The 26,938-nt window shown below is 37.5% G+C and carries 14 protein-coding genes; all 14 read right to left on the bottom strand.

Translation table 11 applies throughout. From position 1 onward, the window contains the following. Window positions 1–381: 381 nt before the first annotated feature. Entirely contained in the window at window positions 382–4,086 is a 3,705-nt protein-coding gene (locus tag ACI6MV_RS16080; RefSeq protein ID WP_407271338.1) for a glycosyl hydrolase 53 family protein, read from the bottom strand. Between the two features lie 365 nt (window positions 4,087–4,451). Continuing rightward, window positions 4,452–5,285 carry an AraC family transcriptional regulator gene (locus ACI6MV_RS16075; RefSeq protein ID WP_407271337.1) on the bottom strand — a complete coding sequence of 278 codons (834 nt, stop codon included), beginning with the start codon at window positions 5,283–5,285 and terminating at the stop codon, window positions 4,452–4,454. Between the two features lie 174 nt (window positions 5,286–5,459). After that, window positions 5,460–7,670: an alpha-galactosidase gene (locus tag ACI6MV_RS16070; protein ID WP_407271336.1), complete on the bottom strand. Its 2,211-nt coding sequence runs from the start codon at window positions 7,668–7,670 to the stop codon at window positions 5,460–5,462. A 124-nt stretch (window positions 7,671–7,794) separates the two neighbouring features. After that, window positions 7,795–9,816, bottom strand: coding sequence for a beta-galactosidase GanA (locus ACI6MV_RS16065; RefSeq protein ID WP_407271335.1), 2,022 nt, complete (start codon window positions 9,814–9,816; stop codon window positions 7,795–7,797). A gap of 98 nt (window positions 9,817–9,914) precedes the next feature. Next, a complete protein-coding gene (gene dgoD / locus ACI6MV_RS16060; protein ID WP_407271334.1) occupies window positions 9,915–11,063 on the bottom strand; it encodes a galactonate dehydratase in 1,149 nt (382 codons plus the stop codon). Window positions 11,064–11,084: 21 nt separating this feature from the next. Next, on the bottom strand, window positions 11,085–12,092 hold the full coding sequence (locus tag ACI6MV_RS16055; RefSeq protein WP_407271333.1) for a 2-dehydro-3-deoxygalactonokinase: 1,008 nt from the start codon (window positions 12,090–12,092) through the stop codon (window positions 11,085–11,087). Window positions 12,093–12,108: 16 nt separating this feature from the next. Further along, window positions 12,109–12,735 carry a bifunctional 4-hydroxy-2-oxoglutarate aldolase/2-dehydro-3-deoxy-phosphogluconate aldolase gene (locus ACI6MV_RS16050; protein WP_407271341.1) on the bottom strand — a complete coding sequence of 209 codons (627 nt, stop codon included), beginning with the start codon at window positions 12,733–12,735 and terminating at the stop codon, window positions 12,109–12,111. A gap of 530 nt (window positions 12,736–13,265) precedes the next feature. Then, window positions 13,266–16,319, bottom strand: coding sequence for a beta-galactosidase, LacZ type (lacZ, locus tag ACI6MV_RS16045; protein WP_407271332.1), 3,054 nt, complete (start codon window positions 16,317–16,319; stop codon window positions 13,266–13,268). A gap of 151 nt (window positions 16,320–16,470) precedes the next feature. Continuing rightward, window positions 16,471–19,593 (bottom strand): beta-galactosidase, LacZ type, encoded by a 3,123-nt coding sequence (lacZ, locus tag ACI6MV_RS16040; RefSeq protein ID WP_407271331.1) that lies wholly within the window; start codon window positions 19,591–19,593, stop codon window positions 16,471–16,473. A gap of 79 nt (window positions 19,594–19,672) precedes the next feature. After that, a complete protein-coding gene (locus ACI6MV_RS16035; protein ID WP_407271330.1) occupies window positions 19,673–20,500 on the bottom strand; it encodes a carbohydrate ABC transporter permease in 828 nt (275 codons plus the stop codon). Beyond that, window positions 20,497–21,351 (bottom strand): carbohydrate ABC transporter permease, encoded by an 855-nt coding sequence (locus ACI6MV_RS16030; protein ID WP_407271340.1) that lies wholly within the window; start codon window positions 21,349–21,351, stop codon window positions 20,497–20,499. The genes ACI6MV_RS16035 and ACI6MV_RS16030 overlap by 4 nt, the downstream gene beginning before the upstream one ends. A 322-nt stretch (window positions 21,352–21,673) precedes the next feature. Continuing rightward, on the bottom strand, window positions 21,674–22,975 hold the full coding sequence (locus tag ACI6MV_RS16025) for an ABC transporter substrate-binding protein (protein WP_407271329.1): 1,302 nt from the start codon (window positions 22,973–22,975) through the stop codon (window positions 21,674–21,676). A gap of 408 nt (window positions 22,976–23,383) precedes the next feature. Further along, window positions 23,384–25,144, bottom strand: a complete 1,761-nt coding sequence (locus ACI6MV_RS16020) for a cache domain-containing sensor histidine kinase (protein WP_407271328.1) — start codon at window positions 25,142–25,144, stop codon at window positions 23,384–23,386. Window positions 25,145–25,154: 10 nt separating this feature from the next. After that, the gene (locus ACI6MV_RS16015; RefSeq protein ID WP_407271327.1) at window positions 25,155–26,690 is read right to left on the bottom strand and encodes a response regulator transcription factor; all 1,536 of its coding nucleotides are present in this window, start codon (window positions 26,688–26,690) and stop codon (window positions 25,155–25,157) included. Window positions 26,691–26,938: the final 248 nt, after the last annotated feature.

Genomic DNA, 26,938 nt, shown 5'->3' with positions numbered 1-26,938 from the left:
GATTCAATTAGCTAACGTTTGAGATTAGTATTTAGATTACTTCCAAAAAAACTTCTTTCTCAGGAAATTTGGTATCACTTACACAGTCTATGTTCCAAGATGAAACCTTCCTTATGGTGAGCAAATAAATCTATTGAAGTTGGAACTGTAAAAAGCTCAACCCTTTATACCGATTAAATCGCTGCATCTAGAACTGCCTTCCTGTAACACATGTCTCCACTCGAAAAAGAAGGTTCACTTTCTTTGACTAGAAAGTGAACCTTCTTTATACATTCAAACCATCCAACAATAATCAACAAATGAAGTAACATGTTCTTACTTAGTCATTCCAACACCGCCGAATTTATAGATTACTTGGAAAGCTTCGTTTGATTTTTTTCATTAATCCTTCGTCACTTTCATTTTTCGTATTTTCACAAAATATGTTGCAGCTCCTATTAGCAAGAACATTAGACCCCAAAGCATCCAAGTAAATGATCCGATATTTGTATCAGGTAATGATTCACCACCGTCTTCATTCCCAGTATCATCGCTATCTTCAACAGTTTCCATTACAGCATACGTGCTGAAATGATCTGCGGGATAAGTAAATGCACCATCTGCATAGACTCCACCATGCTGTTCAGCCCATCCGTTTGATCCATCATAATAATAGATACCTAGATTTTCTTCGTCAGACACAGTCGTTGAATCAATCATGAATTTCAACAGAATAGGATAATCGTCAAAATCAGTTAGGTCAACTGACCCTTCTGTTATGGTGAAATCAAACATATCACCTCTTAACGCTTTACCTTCTGGAGTATCCACACTGCTGTTTACTACTTTGATTGTTACAGAATCACTTCCGGTAAAGTTAGCTGACAGAATAGTTAATTGAACACTATCTTTTGTTAAATGAATCGTAATATTGTTATCTACTAAATATCTCATTTCCTCTTTAGTAAAGCTTGTTTGATTAGCAGTTCCTAACTCAATGTTCAATGCGCTATCTTGAATCATCTCTTTAATCCGATTCAACGGGTCAATTGTTTCTAATTTATCAATTGCAGTTTGTAAATCTGTAAGTGCTGTTTTTAATTCTTGTTCAGAATCAATCGTACCTAGTGCAGTTTCGGCTACACTGATCGCATCTTGTAGAGCCTGATAAGATGCTTTTGTATAGTTGCCTTCGCTATTAGATATAGCGGATGCAGTGTCGATTAGAGCCTCTAATTTTGAAAGATTCAATTCTAAAGCCTCTATCGCAGTATGAATCGCATCTACCGCTGCATCGATCTCACTTTGTAAAGCACCAGAATCTTGTAATAAGCTAGTAGCATTCTGTACAGCTGTTTGAAGAGTACTATACCCAGCTTCCTTATACATGTCAGCATCTAATGATTCAGCAGCGGAAATAGCCGCTTCCAACGCTTCCGTATCTGCCAAAGCAATTTCTCCACTAGTTGCTTCCAAAACAATATGGTCGATATAGCCAGTGTACGAATCACTAGTTTCCGCATCGAAGCCAATAGCTAGTTTTCCATCACGAACTTCAATATGCTTTACAGCGTATTGTCTCCAAATCATTTCACCACCAGGCACATTAAATGTTTTCACATCACCTGTATACTCTTGACCTCTTGATTCAGCAGTTAGACCCATAACCGTCTCATCACTCGTTTGATTATCTCCTCTTGCAAATAGCGATAGGTTATATACACCATTTGGTACATCTACCTCTTGTTCCAGTGTTAAGCTTTGACCAGCATCTAATGAAAACTCGAAAGCGTGATCACCGGCATAGGCATGTGTTACGAAATCTTGTGGTGTAATGACTTCAGCTGTTGACGCATCTGAAATCAACGTCCAATCCGTAAGATCACCAGATTCAAATCCACCATTTTTTAATAGGTCGTCACTGTAATCATAAACAGCTTTATAACTAGCACTCACTACGGGGCTATAGCCGAGTATTGTTTCGTCAGAACCCCAACTGCCTGATTGATAATTGTAACCTAGACGCCTTGTTGTTGCATTGATTTCTACATTGTGTGTTATTTGAATTGGACCAGAATAAACACGAATAGAATCGGATGCTTTAATGTAAGGAGCACCAGCTAATTCTCGAGTAGCTCCTTCAACTTGACCATTTGGCCATCCCCATTGGTCAAGACCTTGCCTAGGCTGTGCACTATCTAAAGTAAATGCAATTTGTGCATTCGGTGTGTCTGTTGCTAACTCAATGGTACCCCCACCATCAACAAGGTGTCTAACTGATGCAGAATAGCCGTGTTCAATTGCATCTACTTCTGAACCACTTGCCAAGCTGAATGTTGGCGCTTCTGCAGTAGCATTTTCTGACTCTTTTACGATAACATGAGCAAATGCATTATCTTCCCCACCATTTAAACTACCAAATACGATATATTCCCCAGCCGTATTTACATCAACATTAGCAATATCTTCTGTATTCCAAACGACTGGTTGCCTTGTAATCGTACGTTTGGCATCTCCCATCATACCGTTGTTTTTCACAGCAATAATCTCACTAGGCATGTTAAGCGTTGAACCTTTTACCAATTGTACGGTAGTTTCCCAGCCATAAGCATAATCATTCGCATTAGCCGGTACGGTTTGATCTCCTCTTACTAGTTCAAATGTTTTTATAGAAGGTAACGCATAACCATTGATGTCAAATAAGTTTGCAACTTCCCATCCTGTTCCATAAGGAGTTGCCCATCCAGTCGTAGGACCTGGTAACCAGGCTGGTTCCCAATAAAAGGCACCTAGACCTTTTTCATTGTCAATTTTAGCTGCCACATTAATTGCTTCACGAAGTGCAGTAGCTTGTCCTTGAACAGAAGCCGCTAATCCTACTGTGCTAACATCTCCGTGCTTGAAGTTTTGCGGAATATCATCCCCAGCGTCTTCATTAATAGTCCATGGATAAGCAGTTTCAGCAATAAATGCATATTTTCCATACGTATCAGTAATATTGTTTAAATTATTTAGAACTTCATCATATGTTCCATGCCATGACGGATAGTAAGAAGCACCAAGTGCATCATAATCAACATTATTATTTTCCATAGCTTGTGCAAAGTTTTCATATAACCAAGTATTGTTACCGTTAGCAAGGTGGAATGACACTAATGTTTTGTTATCCGGATCATCTGCGTCAGGGTCTGTACTTCTAACAGCTGCAGCACCTGCTTTAAATATTTCTACAGCATCAGGATTTATATTTCCGTTACCTAAATTAAATGGTATCTCAAGGATATCACTATTCGTTTCATTTCCGATACCAACCATATCAGGATATACACCGGCATCCTTCATTTTGTTTAAAGATTCAGTTGTAAATTCTCCTACTGCAATAGCAAGTTCATCATTACTTAAACCTTTCCATGCTTTCGGTACGATTTGCTGACCTGGATGTGCCCAGAAATCACTATAATGGAAAGTAGTAAAAACCTTCATCCCTCTTTCCTTCGCTTGCTTTGCTAGCTCAATAGTCGTATCTATGGTAGTATTTCCACCACCTAAAGGATTTCCAAATTCATCGTATGGATCATTCCAGACTCTCAAACGAACCCAGTTGACACCATTTTCTTCTAAAATATCAAAAAGGTGAGATTCATTTCCTTCTAAATCATAAAATTTCTTATTCTCCTGCATAATTTGGTATAAAGAAGAAACATCGGCACCCATCATAAAATCTAATCTGTTATTATTTTGAAGCTCAGGAATTGGTTCAACAATCGGTGTAGGTCCTCCTGAGACAGTAACAGTAGCAGTAGCATTATGCGTATTGCTATTTTCATCGACAGCAGTTAGTTTTATATTAGCTGTTCCCGTACCAATAGCATCTATTCTGCCCGTATGCTCATCTACGGTTACAACGTTATGTTTATCCACATTCCAAGTTACATCTGTTATGGAAATATCATTACTTGTTTCATATTGTAGAACTGAGAACTCCCCAGGGACCATCTCAAAGTTTCCACCTTTAATTGTAACCTCTGACTCAGCAGCAAAGGTAATAGGCGTCATTGAAACGATCAACATTAATATTAATAAGATCGAAAAGACTTTTTTGACCATGCGTATACATTCTCCTTTCAAGATACACTTGAGGTAATTATAATTATTTAAACTTAACAACGAATGAACTATGTCACCTCCTTAAAGTAAGATAAATTAAATCACTTATATTCCATTGAAGAATCTAGCAAAAAAGCTGCTGCAAGTATTTAAATATCCTCAACTATAAGCGCTTACATTTTTTCTCCTTTAATAACCTTCTAAGTGTGGTAGAAGGCCATTTTTTGAAATATTATTTCTTAAATTAAATTAATTAACTATATATACATTATAATTTTTTTGTTTGGTGATTTATATATCAATAAATTCCTATAAACTTTAAAATAGTAAAACTCATAGAGTAATATTCTATGAGTTTTACTATTTTAACAATTTAGTTTACGATAGGTGTTTGGTGTGACACCCTCTCTTTTTTTAAAGGTTGTTACAAAATGACTAACCCCGTTGAACCCAACTAATTCCGATACCTTTTTTAATGGCAGTTCACGATCTGTTATTAGCATAAGCTTTGCTTCTCTAATTCTTAGTTGAACTAAAAAAGCGTACGGGCTCATACCAAATGTTTCGTGGAATATCGTATTAAGATGCTGTGGGCTTACTTTCGCCTCTTCAGACATTTCCATTAATCCAATATTTTGAGGATATACTTTTTCCAACCACTCCACAATTCTACGCACTTTATCATAAGATTGTAAGGTTGAAATCTTGTAATCTATTTTCCCATATTTTTTTAACATTAATAGAAATTTGTACATTTCAATAGAATCTTCATGAGTTAAGTTGGCTTTTTCTAATTGTTTATCGAACTTATCAATCATTAAGTGAATAATCTCGGATACCACCGAGTCGGTTGTTTCATAGATAGCCGAATAATTTATATCTAGCGCATCAAGAATCGAGTCAATAGAAGCACCACTAAAGGTAATGTATACTGTAGACCATTTTTTATCTGGTGTCGGATTAGAATAACTATGAGGCGTATATGGTGTTAATAACATCCCCTTATTTTGATTTAGCACAAACTCCTGATTTGCAAACGTTATTCTGCCCTCTCCCTTTATGGTTTGTAACCAATGAAAATAAGGGTATCCTTCAGGTCTTTTAAAATCCTGTTCACAAGGGTTATATCCGATACTATCAATAAATAATGGCAATAGCTTATCAGAATCAGAAAAGGTAAATCGCTTTTTCTCATTCATGTTTCTACACCTTCTTCATGATTTTTAATTTCAAATCAATCTCATAATACCGATTAATCACCCTTCACTTCAGCTTTTAAAGGTATTATGAAATTGACTTATCTATCACTTCTTTTTCCAACAACCGACCCTTTAGACATTGCATTCCTTTGAAATAAACGATTGTCTTATCTCTTAGATTTTAGTTAGCTTAAAAATAGCGGATGAAAAATCTCCAGTTAAACTTTCACCTGCATACTTATCTAGCTGTAATCCTGCGTGCATCAACTCGTCTCCATAAAAGGTTTCTGAAATTCCATCAATGCTATATGCATAGTTTGGCTCTAACCCCTTAAACACAACGCGCTGAAATCCAGCGTTAGGTAACGCTAGAAGTTGATAATATCCAGCCACAGCTTCTGTCTTGTCTTGTGAAACAACGATCCAACTAGTAGTGTTAGCCTCATGTGTAAAAGGACTTTCCAACCGGTGGAATGTTCCTTGTTGAATCAAACCGCGATTTTCCTTATAAAACTGAATTTGCTGTTTGACTTGGTGTTTTTCTTGTTCGTCCATTTCCGAGACATCAAGTTCGTATCCAAAAGCACCAAAATATGCAACATTAGCTCGAGTCGCTAAACTAGTTATCCGTTCTACTTGGTGATTTGGAACAGCTGAAACATGGGCGCCCATTGAACTAATCGGATATACCATTGATGTGCCATATTGAATTTTCAATCTTTCTACAGCGTCAGTATCGTCACTCGTCCAGCCCTGCGGTGCATAATAGAGCATTCCAGGATCAAAGCGACACCCTCCACTTGCACAAGATTCAAATAAAACTTCCGGAAATTCCGTAGTTAGTCTTTCATACAATTGATAAACACCTAAAATATAGCGGTGAGCAACTTCTCTTTGTCGATTCGCTGGCAGCTTTGCAGAACCAATTTCGCTCATATAACGATTCATATCCCACTTTACATAAGAGATTGGTGCTTCATGTAAAATTTCTGCCATCAAACCGTAAATATAATCAACTACATCTTGTCTTGAAAAATCGAGCACATACTGATTTCTACCGTGTGAAATCTTGCGTTCTGGTCGATGAATCACCCAATCAGGGTGCGTTTTATACAGCTCACTCACTTTAGAAACCATTTCCGGTTCAAACCACAAACCGAACTCCAAACCAAGATCCTTAACTTTGTTGGCTAATCCTGTAATTCCATTCGGTAATTTAGATTCATCAACGAACCAATCACCTAGTGAGGTCGTGTCGTCATTTCTTTTTCCAAACCAGCCATCGTCAAGCACAAACAACTCAACACCTAACTGTTTGGACTCTTTAGCTATATTTACTATCTTTTGTTCATCGAAATCAAAGTAAGTTGCTTCCCAATTGTTGATTAATACAGGTCTTTCCTTATCACGCCACAGGCCACGTGCTAACCGGGTGCGGTATAATTCGTGAAATGTTTGACTCATACCGTTCAGTCCTTGATCAGAATATACCATGACAACTTCTGGCGCTTGAAAGCTTTCCCCAGCTTCAAGCAGCCAGTTAAAATTAAATGGGTTGATCCCAATCATTAAACGACTTACATCATAATGATCAACTTCTACTTGGGCTGAAAAGTTTCCACTATACACTAAACTCACACCATAAACCTCACCTTGATGTTCATTGGTACTTGGTCTTTTTAATGCAATAAATGGATTTTGTTGAGCACTACTCGTTCCTCTTGCACTACTGATCCGTTGTATACCTGGGACTAGCTTTCTATTTTCTATGTGTCTTTCTCTTGCCCAAGATCCAGATAGTTGAATCATCTCGAAATCTGAGTCAAAAAAATCAACACTCGCACTCATTACCCTGAAAAGATTTAAGTTTTGATTGCCATGATTCACAAATTTAGTTGATCTTGTGATGGCATCAAATTTTTCAAATACTGTATAAGTTAACAGAAGTTCTGCATCGATTACGCGATCATACAAAGAAACTTCTAATGTAGTTGCCTCTGTTTCTGCTTCCACATAAGTCGCGGGTAAGTTTTCTAACTTTTTCTTACCTTTATAAATCGTGTGTTCCTTGTATTCAAAGTGGGTTGTAGTGCTTCCATTCTCTTGTAATAATTGGTAAGCAGGTTCTCTGAAATCTGTCGTACCAAACGCTGGGTATTCCTGCTTAATCAAATCTAATGAGAATTTATTATCACCTTCAAATTCGTAATTCGTATTCGGTTGGTGACGAACGTGATACATACGCTCGAATGAGTCACGGTGGGTAAGTTTTTTCCCATAGTAGATATGACCAAGATGATTGTTCTCCAATATTTTAAATATATAACTCGTGTTGCTTCCTTGAAGATGGAACTCTTTTGATTGTTCATTAAATAAAATCGTCATAACAATTCTCCTTTCCATGTAAATAGCATTATGTCTTCTAAAATCATTCCAATAGATAAGACATCCATTCTGTTATATTTAATTAAGAATGGATGTCAAAATTTCTAGTTACGATCAACTATGCCTATTTCTGTTCTTGCACAATTTTAACTTCGTATTTTTCAAGTGTTACTTCACCACTGATTTCTTCTCCTGTAATCATATCTTTTACCGTTGTTTCAAATACAACTGGCTGCGCTTTTTCAGTGAAGTTCATTACAAATGCATACTTACTGTCGTTGTCTTGTCTTGTTTGCACAGATACACCTTTTTTATGTTTGACGCTAACTTCCGGCGTTAGTAGCAATTCCTTGATTAACTCTCCATAAAAATCCGTGTGGAATTGTGCTTCTAAACGCCCGCCAATATAATAAGTTTTTCCTTTACCGAATTGATGGCTTGTTACAGCAGGCGTATCTGCATAAAAATCTTCCCCATACGTACCTTCAGTAGTTGCTTTGTTTAGTTCTAGTACGGTTGCATAATCTTTCAATTCATATTGCTTATTTTGGTAGGTTACATAGTTGCGGTCATTGGGATAAAATGTATCTGTCTCGACAGGCTGCATGCCAAACATTTCTTGTAAATCTTTATGCCACCCACCAAGATATGTTAAATCATATTCATTCACAATACCGCTTATATATGTCATCACTAGTCTACCGCCGTCTGCTACATATGCTTTCAAACGCCCAATCGTATCTTCACTCATTAAATAAAGCATTGGCACGATTAACAGCTTATAATCTGAGAAATCGTGTTCTTTTGTAATAACATCGACTGGAATATCATTTTCCCAAAAGGAGCGATAATGTTGTTGCAACGTTTGCGGATAGTTCTTGGTTTTCAATCCATAGCCTTGTGCATCATTTAACGCCCAGTTACTTTCCCAATCGTATAGAATGGCTACATCAGCTGGACGATTCGTACCAACAACAGCTGATATTTTTTCTAACGTTTCCCCGACTTGGGCAACTTCTTTAAACACACGATTGTTTGAGCTGTTATCATGATCTACAACTGCACCATGGAATTTCTCTGAAGAGCCTCTTGATTTTCGCCATTGGAAATACATCACACTATCAGAACCGTGGGCAATCATTTGCATGGAAGATAACAAATGCATGCCTGGACGTTTTGCTTTGTTTACTTCGTGCCAGTTTACTTGGCTTGGTGTCGACTCCATTAATAAAAACGGCTGCTGTTTTAAACTGCGGTACAAATCATCAATAAAGCCTACCTTCATAGCTAAATCTGAATTACTTTCCCAATCATTATGCCATGCAGGATAAGCATCCCAGCTGATCACATCAACATGTTTGGCAAACTTGCTATAGTCCAATGATTGAAAAGGAATTAAATCAAACGTATCAGCCATAAAATTTGTGGTGATTGGAATATCCGGTGTGAGCTCACGCAATGGTACTGCTTCGTTCTCATAAAAATCAATTGTCTGGTCTGTGACAAAGCGTCGCCAGTCTAAGTTTAAGCCATGAACGGCATTTTCTCCGATTGCTGATGGCGATTCAACTTGTGACCAGTCGGAAAACGTATGACTCCAGAAGGGACCCCACCATGCATCATTTAATGCTTTAAGATCATGATTGTATTTGTCTTTCAACCAAGTTCTAAATGCTTCTTGACAAAGGTCACAATGACATTCTCCACCATACTCATTAGAAACGTGCCACATTAACAACGCTGGATGGTTGCCATATCTTTCTGCAAGCAAGCGATTCATCTGTTGTGTTTTTTCACGGTAAACATTGGAAGTAAAGCAATGATTATGTCGGCCACCGTGCAGTTGCTTCACGCGACTACCATTCACACGCAACACTTCTGGGTACTTTTGTGACATCCAAGCAGGACGTGCCCCACTTGGTGTAGCCAAAATAACGTTACCACCAATTCGGTGAATGTTTTCAAAAATGTCATCGAGCCACTCAAACTGGTAGCTGCCTTCCTCAGGCTCTAATGTACTCCATGCAAAAATTCCTACAGAGAAAGTATTGGTATGGGCAAGCTTCATTAATTTAATATCGTCTGCTAGAATGTCTGGATGATCTAACCATTGATCTGGGTTGTAGTCGCCACCGTGAAGCAGCATGTCTGTTTTTGTAACATATGTTTTATTATGTTTTACGATCGTACTCGCCCTCTTTCTTATACGTTTATCTTATATCTCTTTATTTCAGATGCACTAATCTACCATTCAGCAATACTTCCATCTTTATGACGCCAGATTGGATTTTTCCAGTTATGGCCTTCTTTCGCCTTTTCTTTTACGTATTCTTCATTGATTTCAATTCCAAGTCCAGGTCCTTGTGGAATCTTCACATAACCGTCCTTGTAATCAAATACACTCCGGTCCTTGACATAATCTAAGATGTCATTTTCTTTATTATAGTGAATCCCTAAGCTTTGCTCTTGAATAAAGGCGTTATGTGAGGTTGCATCAACTTGTAAACAAGCAGCAAGCGCTATTGGTCCTAATGGACAATGTGGTGCAAGTGCCACATCATAAGCTTCCGCCATTGATGCTATTTTCTTCACTTCCGTTATTCCACCGGCATGCGACAAATCTGGTTGAATGATATCAACATAACCGTCTGACAAAATTGATTTAAAATCCCATCTAGAGAACATTCTTTCACCGGTGGCAATCGGAATATGCGTGTGGTTAGCGATTTCTCTCAATGCTTCATTATTTTCAGGCAGCACTGGTTCTTCGATAAACATAGGTCGATAAGGCTCGAGTTCTTTTACTAATATTTTTGCCATTGGCTTATGCACACGACCATGAAAATCAATGCCGATTCCGACGTCATTACCAACTGCCTCTCGCACTGCTGCAATCCGTTCCACTGTTTCGTCAATTTTTTTGTAAGAATCAATGTATTGTAGTTCTTCCGTACCGTTCATTTTCACCGCAGTAAATCCTGTATTTACTACATCCTTCGCAGCCTGACCGACATCTGATGGGCGATCTCCACCAATCCAAGAATAAACACGGATCGAATCTCGAGCCGCACCACCCATTAACTGATAAACCGGCGCATTATAGTATTTACCCTTAATATCCCAAAGTGCCTGATCAATCCCCGCAATCGCACTCATTAGAATTGGACCTCCGCGATAAAAACCAGAACGGTACATCATGTTCCAGTGATCTTCAATACGCAATGGGTCTTTGCCAATCAAATAATCCATTAGTTCCTCGACGGCAGCATTTACGGTATGCGCTCTTCCTTCGATGACCGGCTCTCCCCAACCAACGATTCCTTCATCCGTTTCAATTTTCAAGAACAACCATCTAGGTGTAACCGTATAAAGTTCATAGTTGATTATTTTCATTGCTAACATCTCCTTTACAAATTAATGATTCGTATCTACCATACGTTTTTCTCCTAGCATTTTCGCACCAATAATTGTACTCAATTGAACATGTTCATCATTTGCTTCTATCACTTGAGCAAAATTCATATATTCTAACACGTGAATAAATGCCTTCCGCAACGGGTTAGATCCACCAACAACAATCCAAGCAACGTCTAGTTCTTCATATGTATTTTTTAGTGCCTGGATATCCGCAGATAATATCGAACCCAAAAAGTAATTTGCACGCTGATTTTCATTCATTTCTTCAAATAGCTGCAGCAACCGAATATGATAAAAGGAGCGCGTGAGACCAAATTTATTCCCAGATTTAAATCCTTCTAATAATAAATTTCTATCTGCCTCTGACACCAAATCATCATTAAGAGAACTCGATAAAATCGTCTCCTTCTGCACGGCATATACCATTTCTCCGCCTAACGTGGAAAGGCATGAGGTAATTTGTTCATTATCCATCATTACATATTTGGTATGTGATCCCGGTAAAACGAATAGTCCTTTCCCTTGTAAACCAAGTTGCTTTTTTAATCCAAAGGCTTCTACCTCTTCTCCTCTCATCACATCAAAATAATTGATGTGATCAAAAAGAGAATCAGTTTCCGTATCCGAAACATTATTTTTTAAACCTGGAACAAAAATACAAGGAACGTCAAAAAACTCTGGTAATTTCTCAACCACAGATCCATTTACAAAATCATCAATACTGCCAGGACTAGGTATGTGTGGAACTTCTAAAATACCTAAATTTGAAGTAATCATTCCAGTAGCCACAATGTACGCAATGTCCGCTGTAGTACAGGTATTTTTCGTAAGTATTTCTTCTATTGCAGCAGATAATCCTTCACTTAAGGCTTTCGTTGTCCCGTCAATTGCCGTGTTCCTAACACCTACACGTTTTTTAATGACATCGATCAGTTCGGAACTCTCTAGGTCAATTAAATGGACGCGAGAATTAGTAGTTCCTGAATCTATCGTAAGGATATACATTTCCTCACTCCCTTTGTTAGTTAGAAAAATTGGTTACAACGTCGACAAATTGCTTGGCTCGTTTCCCAATCTCAGCAAAATTCTTTTCTTTTACTAACTGATTACTTACAATCGTTGAACCAACACCCAAAGCAAAACTTCCTGCTTTTAAAAATTCCTGGGCATTTTCCTTACTTACTCCACCGACCGGTATCATGTCTACATGGGATAATGGGCCTTTCAAATCTTTAATATAATTTGGTCCTAAGGAACCAACTGGGAAAACCTTTACTACCTGCGCACCTAATTCATAAGCAGTCAGTACTTCTGTTGGTGTAAAAACGCCTGGTATCACTGGTACATGATATCGATTTCCCATTTCAATCGTTTTTTTACTTAATGTTGGTGCCAGTAAGAAGCTTGCTCCAGACAAGATAGCTAGTCGTGCTGTTTCAGCGTCTAATACCGTGCCAGCACCTATCTCCATGTCTTCATATTTTTCTTTAATTTGTTCAATTCCTCTAAGTGCACCTGGTGTATTCATCGTAACTTCAACAACCCGAATCCCCGCTTCATAGAGGTGATCAGCAACCTCTACAAGTTCATTCGAGTAATCAGTTCTAATGATCGAAATAATACTGTGTTGTTTGATTGTCTTTAGCACATCTACCAATGTCTATCCCTCCTTTTTATTGCTTACAGATAGCGTAATTGAAGTAAACTCCGTCGTAACGTAGTGCTCGTGATTTCCGCTCCAGGCAGTCGCTTTCCGCGGGCACGGCTTCAGCTAACTCAGAAGCAAAATGCGCTTCTGAGTGGATCTTCAGCTCGCGCTTTCCCGCTGGAGTCGACTGCCCGGAGCTCCAATCACCCGATGCAAAGGAATCCCGTTAGCAGCGGAGGAAATCCACTTCGACTCCTCGAAAATACAACCCAATTTTCTTCGTGCGATGTATTGCTGTCGTAGCTTTCCTTTTCCTGCGGGACTAGTGGCCTAAATGAGACCCCGCAGGAGCGAAGCGACGAGGAGGCTCACTAGCCCCCCGCGGAAAGCAAAAGTGTATTTCTGGAGCGAGTGAAAGCACTACCCATATAGTTATGCCGGAGTTTAGCTATTTTCTGTCACATATAAAAAAAGCACTATTAGGAGAGACCCTGTTTAGAGTCCCTCCATAAATTTTTTAATTGTACTAATTAAATTCTACTAATAAAAAATTCAAACTGCCTATTCTCATTTGCTTTAATCAGATGCTCTTCATGAACTGGTGCACCCCAACTGTCATCTCCACCAACGCCCATTTGCTTTCCTGCTACTGTTACAACTGTGTAATGGACATTTGGTAATTCGTAATGATGTCTGGCGTTCTCTAGTTCGAAAGCGGTATATGGGGAAAAATTGCACTCAAGCTCTTTGTTTGAAGATGCTATTTTTATCCCTTGACCTTTTTCGTTTGTTACATTCACCCATCGCACACCAGTCCGATTCCCTGACTCTTGTGGTACTAAATAATTCGTTACATTGCTGGTTACTTGATTTTTAAATATACCTAACTTTGCTCCCATCGAACGATCAGAGTAATTCTCTTCCGGTCCCTTCGCATACCATTCTAAGTGTTGGTAGTCTGCAGGGATTTTAAATGAGACTGCAAAAATTGGCATTTGTGGTAGTCCACTAACACCTTTATATTCGGAATTCACTCGAATACTTCCGTCAGCATATACGGTATACATTACCTTCGTTTCAATTTCATCATTAATTGAAAACTTATACGTGAAGGCAACGTTCACTTGGTTCTTGTCATCGTTAAAAGTAATCTCTGAACACTTTCTAGCAAGGCTTGCTGTTAACCAGCATCCTGAATGAAAGTTTTGTGCAAACCCGCGATCGTTATCTGTTGTTGCTCTCCAAAATAATGGAGCAGGTGGATATTCAATCATTTCTTTTCCTGCATAATTAACGGAAATTAAACTACCTACTTGCTTAGAGAACATGATCGTGAAATCTTTGCCATGAACACCAATGTTCACATCGCCTTCCACAACTCTAAGGTTACCTTCTATTAAATCAACGACTTCCGTTTGTTTTTCTGTGAACACATACTGACCAAACCCAACTTCATAGCCTGCATCTTCCCACAAAGTGTTCTCTTTTAACTTGAGTGAAGTATGAATATAATACTCTCCAGACTCAACGAACAGATGATTAGGTAATTCAAAGTCAACACGGCTTTCGCTTAATGGCTCTACATCAGCTGAAAGATTACTTCGATAGATTTCTTTTCCTTCGAAATATAAAATATATTCTAAATCAAATTCATTTACATTTGTAAACAGGTTGTCGTTAACAATTGTTACACCAGTTTGATCAGGGCGAAGCTTAACGTTTTGATATAAGAACTTTACTTCTTGCATTGTCGGTTTTTCTTTGCGGTCAGCAAATACAATACCATTCCCACAAAATTCATAATCAGTTGGACGATCGCCGAAATCTCCGCCGTAAGCCAAAAACTCATTACCATAACGATCTTTTTTCATTATTGATTGGTCCATATAATCCCAAATAAATCCACCTTGGTACATCGGGTATTTATGTTCAAGGTCTGTATATTTGTACATACCACCTACTGAATTCCCCATCGCGTGCATGTACTCACAGCTGATATATGGCTTTTCAGGGTTATCATTCAAATAGTTCTCTATATCAGCAGGCTTTGCATACATACGGCTTTCCATATCACTTGTATCATTATAGTCTCGGTCGTAGAAGACTCCTTCATAGTGAACCATTCGACTTGAATCAACTGATTTGAAATATTTAGAGACATTCAGAATTACTTCCCCGGCATACGATTCATTACCACAAGACCAAATAATGATAGAGGGATGATTTTTGTCTCTTTCATACATGGAAATTGCCCGGTCCATAACAATGTTTTCCCACTCTTTTTTATTTCCCGGTACATTCCAAGAAGGCTCTACTGCACCCATTTTTTGCCACGAACCATGACTTTCTAGGTTCATTTCATCAATCACATACAAACCATATTCATCACATAGTTCATACCAATAAGTCTGGTTTGGATAATGAGATGTTCGAACAGCATTCATGTTATTTCTTTTTATTGTTTTGACGTCCCATAACATATCTTCTTTCGTTATCGTGCGTCCACTATAGCAATTAAATTCATGGCGGTTAACACCTTTAAAAACAATTCGTTTTCCATTGATATGCATAATGTTATCAATCATTTCAAACCTTCTAAAACCAATTTTTTGAGGAATTACTTCGACCAATTGATCAGATTTATCAAAAATTTGAATCGATAGTTTGTATAAATAAGGATCTTCGGCACTCCATAAATTTGGATTATCAACTTTCAAAGAAATTTTGCCTACTAATTGATTTGGCTCGATCGTTGTCGATAATACTACTTCACCACTTTTATCGGCTAAGTTCGCCAATACTTTTGTACCGCTTGGCATATCTGATAAGAAGTTCAAGTCAACATCAAGTTTACCAACATCATATGTGTCGTTTAACTCTGCATGAACTTTCAAATCATTCACATGGATTTTAGGAACAGTATAAAGATACACATCTCTGAATATACCAGAGAACCTCCAAAAATCCTGATCCTCTAACCAGCTTCCGGTGCTACGCTGATAAACCTCTACCGCAAGCTTATTCTCTCCATCGGTTATAAAGGGAGTTAAATCAAATTCTGCAGGGGTAAACGAATCTTCACTGTATCCCACGAATTCACCATTTAACCACACATAAAAAGCTGACTCTACACCCTGAAATGATATATAGACTGGTTTTTTATTCATATTAGCTGGCACTTGAAATGATTTTACATAACTACCAACGGGATTGTGATCCGTTGGAATTTCAGGAGGACGGATATCGTTATGTCCATCCCACGGATACATCGTATTTACATATTGTGGTTGGCCATAATCTTGTAGTTGAATATGTCCTGGAACAGTAATATCTCCCCATCCTGAAATATCAAAATCAGTTTTATAAAAATCCTCTACTCGATTTTGAGGATTAATTGCATAATTAAACTTCCAATTACCATTTAAGCTATGTCTCATGCTCATCGGTTTATTCGAACTTGCCTCTGTTAATGTCTCATAATATACATGGTCGGAGTGTGCAGGAATTCGGTTAACTGCAAATACACTAACATCTGAAAGCCAATCAATACTTGCTTCTTTTTCTGTTTTAATGTTTGTTTTCAAGCTAATCACTCTTTCTGTAGTAAATATTATCTTTTCCTTACTATTTTCACAATTACTGATACGTTTAAATCACTGGTACATAAAAAATTACCTGAATACTACTTGATATCTTCCTGTGAAAAAAATCAGGAAGATTCTCAATTTTTATAGTCTAACCAACATTCGGTTTTAATTTTAATGCAAATTCGAATGGACCACTGTATAATCTATACTTTTCCAATACATCTGGACCACAGCTAGAAGATCCGAGACCGTGTTGCTTATGATCAATTTGTACAGTAATGAAATCTTGTTTCACCAAATCAAATGTGTGTTGTGCTGTTTCGATATTTTCTGGTGTATAGTAAGCAGCGTTAAAGTCAAAATCTGGCTGTCCTTGGAACTTAATACCGATACCATTCTGATTTGTGAGTGTTGACCAGCGCACTTCATGCCTATTTCCATTTTCTTGCGGATAAACGTAAGGAGTGTACAGGTCTTCTACTTTTTTCGACCATACACCAAATGCATTCGCTTGCTTACTATCAACATAGGCTTCACCCGGTCCGCGACCATACCACTTTACTTGTTCAAACATTTTTGGAACTTCCATTTTTAACCCGATTCTTGGGAACGTAGTTGGAAGCTTACCATATGGTTCTCCTTTTACATTTATCCCGAGCATTCCACTCTTATCCATTGTATACGTATAGGATGTTGTAATTCCCCAGCTTAATACTGGTGGAGCAACACGTGCATGAACAACAACTTCCACTTGATTGTCCTCTAAAATTTTATAGCTAACAAAGTCGATTCGTTGTTGCATTCTATGAAGACCATGATTCTTCCATTCCGTGATAGACGGAACATCTTTCCAGTGATTTTGCGCCCAAAGATCATTATCTATTGGCGTTCTCCATAGGTTCAATTTTGGTCCAGTTTTAATAAGGTCGATACCTTGATATTTCCATTCCGCTAAGTTTCCGGTAACCTTATCGAACCTGGCAACAAACTCATCCCCATGAATGACAAGACTGTTGCGTAAATCTTCGACTCGCAATGCGCTTCGTGAAGAAGTTACATTATCTAAATTGGCTTTTTTGACAGGTAATTCAAACTGGCCCCATGCAACTTTGTGTCCAACTAATGCCCAATCATTATCTTTTGCAAGTGAAAAATCAATGTTCAACCAGAAATCATCTACTGAACCATGAAACTTGTTCATGTCATAAGCTAACTCGACTGTCTTATTAGAACGGCCCGCAATCTCACTAACTGGAATTGTTCCGCTTGCTACAACAGATTCTCCCGATTTAATCGTCCATGTCGCATGTAGATGCGCTAGTGAAATAAAATCATAACGATTCGTAATTGTAACTTCGCCTTTTTCCAAATTTACTGCTTCAACAATTACTGGCTCGATAACTTTTTTGTACTCAATTAGTCCTGGTGAAGGTGTGCGATCGGCCATCACTAATCCATCAATAACAAAGTTGGAATCGTGTGGATTTTCTCCAAAATCACCACCATAAGCAAAATATTCTTGACCGTCTTCCGTATACTGACGAATACCGTGATCCAACCATTCCCATACAAAACCACCTTGAAGGCGTTCGTGCTTGTAGAACGTGTCCCAATATTCCTTTAATCCACCTGGACCATTACCCATGGCGTGTGCATACTCACAAAGGATATGTGGTTTTTGCAAATCCGTTCTTTCGCCTAACTTATCCATGACTTCAACCGCTGTGTACATCGTCGTAAATATATCCGATGACTCTGGATCACGCTTTGGATCATAATCACTTTCTGTACGTGTAATCGCACGACTTTCTCCTTCATAATGAATAAGTCTTGTATCGTCATACGATTTTGCCCAATTTGCCATTACAACATGGTTCCTACCAAAGCCTGATTCGTTTCCTAATGACCACATAATAATTGATGCATGGTTTTTGTCACGGTGGACCATACGTTTCATGCGATCTAAATAGGCAGCTTCCCATTCCGGGTCATCACTAAGCTGATTCCAGTTGCCAATCACATCAAACCCGTGTGTTTCTAAATCTGCCTCATCTATTACATATAAACCATATTGATCGCATAAATCGTAGAATCTTGGATCATTTGGGTAATGAGCAGTTCTGACTGCGTTAATATTATGTTGCTTCATCAGTTTAACGTCCTCAATCATCCACTCAATCGGCACCGCTCGCCCTAAATCTGGATGATGGTCATGACGGTTCACACCTTTAAGTTTAATGGCTACACCGTTAACCCAAAATAAGCCATCTCTAAGCTCTACAGACCTGAAACCAACTTTTGTAGGTATCACTTCCGTCATTTCACCATTTTGATTCTTTAGTGAAAGTAACAGGCTATACAGATATGGATCTTCTGCAGACCACTTGTTTGGCTTTGTAATATCAACAGTTTGAATAATTTTTTCTGTGCTATGAGCTGCAATAGAGATAGCCGCTGAATCTTGCTCACTTACAACCACACTTCCATTAGCATCTAACAACTCATAAGCTAGTGTGTATGCTTCAACTGGCATTTCACTGTTGTTTTCAACAACTGTTTCTATTTGTAGCACTGCATTTTCATAGTTTTCATCTAAGATTGTTTTAACAAAGTAATCTTGTATGTGCACTTTAGGCTCTGCTAACAAATATACATCACGAAAAATACCGCTCAGCCACCACATATCCTGATCTTCTATATATGTCGCATCGGACCACTGGTAGACTTGAACGGCAACAATATTTTTACCCTCTTCGATATAAGGAGTAACATCAAATTCAGATGGTATGCGACTTCCCTGACTATAGCCAACTTCCTGACCGTTAACCCAAACATGGAACGCACTATCCACACCCTCAAATTTCAGTGTGATTTGTTCACTAATCCATTTCTTTGGAATGAAAAACTCTCTTACATAACTGCCAGTCGGATTTTCATTGGGGACAAACGGCGGATCGACTGGAAACGGATAAACCACATTCGTATAAGCTGGCTTTCCGTATCCGTGCATTTGCCACGAAGATGGAACGTATAAATCATCCCAGTTATCGGTATTATAATCTGCCCGATAAAAATCCTCAGGTGCTAAGCTTGGGCTATTTGCATAGTTGAATTTCCATAGACCATTTAATAGTTTAATTGAAGAGGTGTTATCGCGGTCGAACGTTAATGCACTTCGTCTTTCTTTAAACGGAATAAAATGTGCTCGTTCGGATTTACGGTTTCGATGTAGTACGTCTAAGTTTTCCCAATCGTGTTTAATCGTAGGCAATTTCTATTCCTCCAAATATGCAATTTAGGACGGTTCACTTGTCCCATATCGCCTGAGACAAGGGAACCGTCCCTCTGAATTATCCTTTTACTGAGCCCATCATACCTGCTACGAAGTGCTTCTGCATAAAGAAGAACACGATAGCGGTAGGTAGTGTTGCGATCACAATCGCTGTCATAATAACACCATAGTCTGGTGTGTAACCAGCACCTAGGTTGGAAATTAACAATGGAATTGTTAATTTGCCTGGTGATTGCAAAACAACGAGCGGCCATAAATAGTTATTCCAGCTATTCATAAATGCAATGATTGCCGCTGCTGCATATGTTGTTTTCATTGTTGGTACATAAATACGGAAGAAGATTCCGAGTTCACTTAAACCATCAATTCTTCCAGCTTCCACCAATTCCTTCGCAAACATTTTCGTGTTTTGACGGAATAAAAAGATGAAGAATGCTGTAATGATCGTCGGCATTAATGCTGCTGCTAACGTATCGATACCTAAAAAAGGAGCTGGTCCGGAGATTTGACCAAATAAACGGTACAACGGAATCATAATTGCTGCAAATGGAATCATCATTGATAATAGTAGCACCGCAAATAATTTATCCTTACCCGGTGAACGATAGATCTCAAATCCATAACCAGCTAAAGAACCAATCAATAACGTTAAGAATGTTGTAATTACCGCTATAATAAGGGAGTTCATCAATGCGCTACCAATATCAACTTGCTCAATAAGTACTCTCAAGTTTTCAAATAAGTGCGTCCCTGGTAACAAACGACCTCCTGTAACATCCACGGATTTATTTGTCATACTAACGAGCATCCATAAAAATGGAAAAATAGAAACGAAAGCTGCTGCACTTAAGAAAATATAGGTTGCTGCTCTTTTTAACTTTTTCAATTTCTATCACCTGCCACTCTGAATTGAATTAAAGAGAGGATAACAACTAAGATAACAATCACGTAAGATACGGTTGCTGCATATCCAAAGTCTGGCGTATATTCAAACGATAGGTTGTAAATGTACATGGAAATGGAAAGTGTCGCATTTCCTGGACCACCACTCGTAATGTTCATAACTTCATCAAATAATTGTAGTGTACCAATGGTAGAAATAATCGATGTAAATAAGATTATTGGCTTTAACATTGGAATCGTAATAAAGAAGAACTGTTGTATTGCTGAAGCGCCATCGATTTTTGCCGCTTCATACATTTGCTTATCCACGTTCTGTAATGCCGAAAGATAGAAGATCATGTTATAACCTGTCCATCTCCAAGTAATTGCTATAATGATTGTGATTTTCGCTAAGAATGGATCGGATAGCCAATTTAATGGCTCTGGAATTACATGTAACCCCATTAATGCTTCGTTAACTAGTCCGTCAACACCAAAAAGGTATTTAAAGATTACTGCATATGCAACAAGAGATGTTACACACGGTAAAAAGATGGCTGTTCTGAAAAAACCTTTAAATTTCAATGTCGGATCATTTAATAGCACAGAAAAGATTAATGCTAAAATAATCATTACCGGTACTTGAATTAGCAAATACAGTAATGTATTCGTCAGTGCTGTGATAAACGTTGGATCTTTAAATAACCTCGCGTAGTTGTCTAGGCCCACAAATTCAAGGTTTGCACCCATACCGGATTTTAAAGATAGAAGAAATGCTTGAACCATTGGGTAAAAATAAAATAATGAAATACCGACTACGGATAGCGCAATAAACAACCAGCCGATATAACTCATTTTAAAACGTTGAACTAATGTCTTTTTGTTTGTGGATCCCACATTCGCACCTTTTGTCAGTTGACTCATGTTCCTATTTCCTCCTAACTCATGAGACAGACTCGGCATTACTAAGAAAAGAATTCTCCTTAAAGTATATTACTTTCAAAGAATCCCTCTTATTTCTTGAAATGTTTATTCAAGCTTACCGATGGTTCTCTTTTAGGTCATTAACTAGACGTTTTTTATAGAAACAAAGCCTAAGGGATAGCTCTGTATTGGCGTACTGCTACTTATCCAGATCCAGGCTTTCCCTTAGGTTTTTATTATTTACATTAACAGATTATTGTAGCTGTGATTCTGCTTGAGCTTGAGCATCTGCAAGCACATCTTCAATTGCCTTACCTTTAAGGTATTCTTGCATTTGTGCAGCTAAGATATCCTCAATTGCATATGTGTGTAATCCCATATTTACAGGAGGAACATCAGCAGCCCATTCAGAGAAGTCTTTTACAATTGCCTGACCACCAAAGAATTCATTTGGAGTAGCATAAGCTTCAGTTTCAGCAGCAGGATTATAAGTACCAATTGCACCAACTTCAGTAACTAATTCTTCATAGAATTCAGTACTTGAACCAAATGTTTCGCCTAAGAATTCAGCAGCTTTTTCTTTACCGTCAACATTTAGTACGTACCATGAGCTACCACCTTGGTTCGATGATTGTACTGCGCCCTCGATGTCCAAACGTGGAGTTGGAGCTACTGCCCATTTTCCAGATTGAGTTGGTTCTGCTTCAATACTTGCTGCAATCCAGTTACCAACAGGAACAGTTGCAACGTCACCACTGTTAAATGCAGCTAGGAATTGACTCCAGTCAGAGTTAGCCTTTACAATATCAGCTTCCATAAGCGCTTTATAGTTTTCCATTGCTTGGATCAACGCTTCATTTCCTTCAAGATTAACAGTTGTACCATCTTCTTCTACATACCAAGCACCGGCAGTTTGCATCATAACACGTAAAATCCCTAAATCATTTGGATCAAGAGAAATGAAATCTTGACCTGTCTTCTCTTTTACATCTTTACCAATTTCAACATATCTTTCCCACGTAATGTCAACTAGATCATCATGTGTATATCCTGCTTCTTCAAGATAGTCTGTACGGTAGAACAAGCCAGTTACACCAGTATCAAACGGTAAACCATATTGCTTTCCATCAAAACTAGTTGGCTCAAGCTTGTACGCTGCGAAATCTTCTGTATTGAAATAGTCACCAATTGGGAAGAACGCATCTGGATAAGCTTGTAAGAAACTCTGAGCACGTTGGTCTTCAATTAGTACAATGTTAGGCATACCATTCATTGTACCTGAGCTTAGACCTGTGTTTAATTTCTGTACAATATCATCTTGTGCATTTTCAACGATTTCTAACTCAACGTCATCGCCTGCATATTGCTCATTTGCAATTTCAAGTGCAGCAATGTTAAAGTTCGGATCCCATGCCCACGCTGTAACTTTTGTTGTTTCATCACCTGAGTTAGCGTCACCTGAGTTAGAACTGTTTTCTTCTGTATCTCCACCATTACACGCTGCTAGAAAAACGATTAATAATACAGTTAAACTTAAAAACCATAGTTTTTTCATCTGAAAAAACCCCCTCTATATTTTTGTGAGTTGTTTTGAAAGCGTTATCTTAACGCCTGGATTAATCATAACATTGAATATAAACACACTGTTAGAACAATATTTAGGTATTAATTTGATTATTATTAGGGATTATTGGAAACGCTATCATTACAATTGTATTTTCTTTAGAAATAGTAATATTTTTAGATTTCAAATAGTTATATTGTTAGCTTTATGCTAATTCCATTCCCATCCCACATTTGCACAACCAAATAACTCAGAATTAGTATGAGCGGGATCTTGTTAAAAATACATTAAAGTTATTACTTTTTTTCTAAGTAGAGACGACTTTTTACCACATATATGCATGCCTAGACGACAAAACACTGCCACTTTGCGGTTATCTCTAACCGGAGTGGCAGTGTTTTACTTGATTAAAGGCAAGGTAATCTTCACTTTCGTTCCTTGTCCTAATTCACTTGTTATTTCTACACCATATTCTTTGCCATATAATAATTGAATCCGTTCATGTACGTTTCTTACACCGATTCCACTAAATAATTGTCGCTTCGCTTTTAGATAAGGTAATTTCTTCTCTGTCTTGTCGACTTTCATGCCATCACCAGTATCAATTACTTCACAAACAAGATTATTATCCTTTTGTGCGATCAATATGCGAATATGGCCTTGCTTTTTATCAGTAAAACCATGAAAGAAAGCATTTTCGATAAATGGCTGAATTACAAGCTTTGGTAAATAATATTGCAAGCAATCTGGAGAAATGAGATAGTTTACTTTAATTCGATCTCCATATCTCGTTTGATTAATGAGAACATAGTTTTTCATGTTAACAATCTCTTGTTCAACCGTAATTGTCTCATCCACGTTACCTAAAGCATTTTGCAGTAGAGGGATAAGTGCATCAATCGTCTCTAAAGCAGCTTCTTTTTTTCCTTCCTTCACTAAAAACTTAATCGATGTTAGCGTATTATAAAGAAAATGCGGGTTGATTTGATATTGCAATGCTTCTAATTCTGCTTTTCGTTGTTTTTGCTGTGTTTTCATTAAAATATTTACATATTCGTGCAGCTCATTAAGCATATAATTAAACGCACTCGCCATTTTTCTTGCTTCATAACCGCCTTTCTCTTGCACAGGCTTACTAAAATCGTACCTAGCCATATTGGAAATTTGGTTAATCAATCTACTTAAAGACACCGTCATTCTTCTTGAGATAATAAATACAACCAACACAGCTAAAAGTACTATTCCAATACTTATTAATATTATTTCTCTTGTATCAACTAGATTGTCGATTACTAAATCATTGTCTATCAAATTAATAATGTATAAATCAAGGGTTGGTAAATACTCTGATAACATTAAATAGTCTTTGTTGAATACATTTACCTCTTTATGCTCTAGATTGTTATCCTCTATTTCACTCGTAAAAGTTAAAAGATCGAGTGCATGATCACCTACTAGCTCGCGTTGATTGCTGGAGAGTATTTTGCCGTGACTATCCATCACTAACACATTGTTTCCCTGACTCGTATAGCCTTCATAAAATTCTCTTACATTTTGTTCACGGATTGGCACATATAAATATCCATAGATGTTACCTGTCGACCTTTCGCTAAGAGCTTTCGTTGCTACAATCATTGGGATACCATTCGTTGCCTCTGACTGATCAAACTGATAAAGTATTTCATTAGGATTATCTCTAGTCTTAATTGTCATCGGATGATTGACTAATGTTTCCGCTGAAATAGGCCAATTGGAATATTTCATGTTAAATAAATGATAATTAGCTCCTAACAAAATCATATTTGCATCGTTAGGGTTATCATAGTAAATACGTTCCATTTGTTCGGTAATCTCATAGAACGATGTGTTCATCTGTACAGAATTTCCATCTTCTTGTGTTAAAACATCTTTTATCGTTCCATTATTTTGTACATCGATAGCGGTAACAATAACAGAATAGTTGAAGGCTTCAAAACGTTGTTTAATCTGGCTGAGCACCTTTGTATTGGTAATACTAAATGTTTCCATAAACAGACTACTAGACATTCGGATCGTGCTAAAAGTTATTAAGACTGATACGGATACGATGCTTATAACCATTACGAGAAACATTTTGACGAACAAGTTGTTATTTTGAATAATCTTGAGTAATTTCTTCATAGGATTTCCCTCAATTCAGTGCTGAAGCTTTTTTTCGATAGCTACCAGGAGACATCCCTTCCATACGCTTAAACACTTTACAAAAATAACTAGTATCTGAATAGCCAACTAATTCACTAACTGTCGCTACTGGCGTCGTGCTAGATTTTAAAATAAACTTGGCCTTATCAATTCTCACTTGATTCAAATAATCACTAAAGCCTTCTTTATGGTGCGCACTAAAATAACTAGATAGATACGATGCATTAAAGTGAAAATGATCCGCTAAAGTTTTTAAGGAAAGTGGCTCTGTATAATGATCTTCAATATACTGCAATAATAATTGCATGTTCGTTGGTTGGTCCTCTTTTTCGGCTAAAACAATTTTTTTAACCTCTGATAAGAAATCATTGAAAAGATTGACTGCAATAATTGCATGTTTCGCTTCATTAATACTTGTGAAGTAATCATATTTCTTAGCTTCAAGCTCCGTCGTATCGTATTTCATATTTCCTAATAATACAACAATGTTGAAGATAACGTTTTCCAACCATGATTTAAATTCGTATATATCTTTTGTATAATTAGTCGCTAAGGATTCAACATGGTCAGCTAAATACTGAGTGGCAATACTAAAATGCTTTTGTTTAAAAAAATCAATAAATTGATTCAAATCAAAAGTGCTGCCATTGTCAGGTACTTCTGGCAAATCATCGTACAACAATACTTTTCTATCTTGTAAATAAAAGAAATAATTTCTCATTCTTAGCAGATCTTCATCATATATCTCTTTTAATTCGCGGATTAATCCAAATGGCCTCGTCATTATCCATGCACACTCGTAATCAAGATCATTGTAATGATTTTCCGATTCAGCAACTGTTTCCTTGATTAACGGGAGCTGGCTTGGCTCAAAATTTAGAATAAAAGTGACATCGTTTTCATCGACTATAATTGGATACATCTCAATTTGCTCTATATGTTTGTTAAATTGATCAACTATTTCCTGGTAAGTTAAGACATTTTCTTTTTCATTGTTATCGTGAACAGCTACTAAACTAAATTGGCTGTATGGAAAAGCATCTGTAAGTGCGCTTTCACCGTTCATTAATGCATAACCTTTAATACTTTTTTGCAAAAGTTCTTCTACGGAAGCTGGACTATTGTTTGTTTCATTATTAAGAATTTCGGTAGGTACAATTTTGCGCAACGTTTTAATTAGCTCTTCTCCATTAAGCTTTGGCTTTAATATATAATCAGCAACACCACTCTGAAAAGTTGAACGAACATAATCGAAATCCTCAAAGCTACTTAACACTACTATTTCAATCGAAGGGTATTTATCTTTAACCTGCTTCACTAATTCGATACCATCCATGCCCGGCATGACGACATCGGTAATAATAATGTGAGGTAGATTCTGATCAATTAATTGGAGGGCTTCATTTCCATTTCCAGCTTCTCCAATAATTTGAAAACCTTCTTCCTCCCAATTGATGTAATTAATAATTCCTTGCCTAATAAGCATCTCGTCATCAACGATGATTACTTTCCATGGTACATTCATAACGTTCTCTCCTTGTTCAGGTATGACTATTAGGTGAATGATGGCTAGGTAGTTTTTTGAATAGAGTACCTGTCCCCAATCACTACCTATTTAGTATAACAGGATTTCTTGACAAAGTTGAGGGGAACATGGGGTCAGGTTTCTCGTGCCACTAAAATAAACTATTTAAAGTACCGAGTATCGGGAAGTAAATGATGAAGATAAATGTCCTGCCACTAATTTTGCAATAGTTGTGCTTCCTGCTTATT

Source organism: Radiobacillus sp. PE A8.2, assembly GCF_045635475.1.
In the GTDB taxonomy this organism is placed as follows: Bacteria; Bacillota; Bacilli; order Bacillales; family Amphibacillaceae; genus JBJGXI01.
Note: the sequence above shows the minus strand (reverse complement) of the source record. Positions and strands in the feature narration are given on the sequence as shown.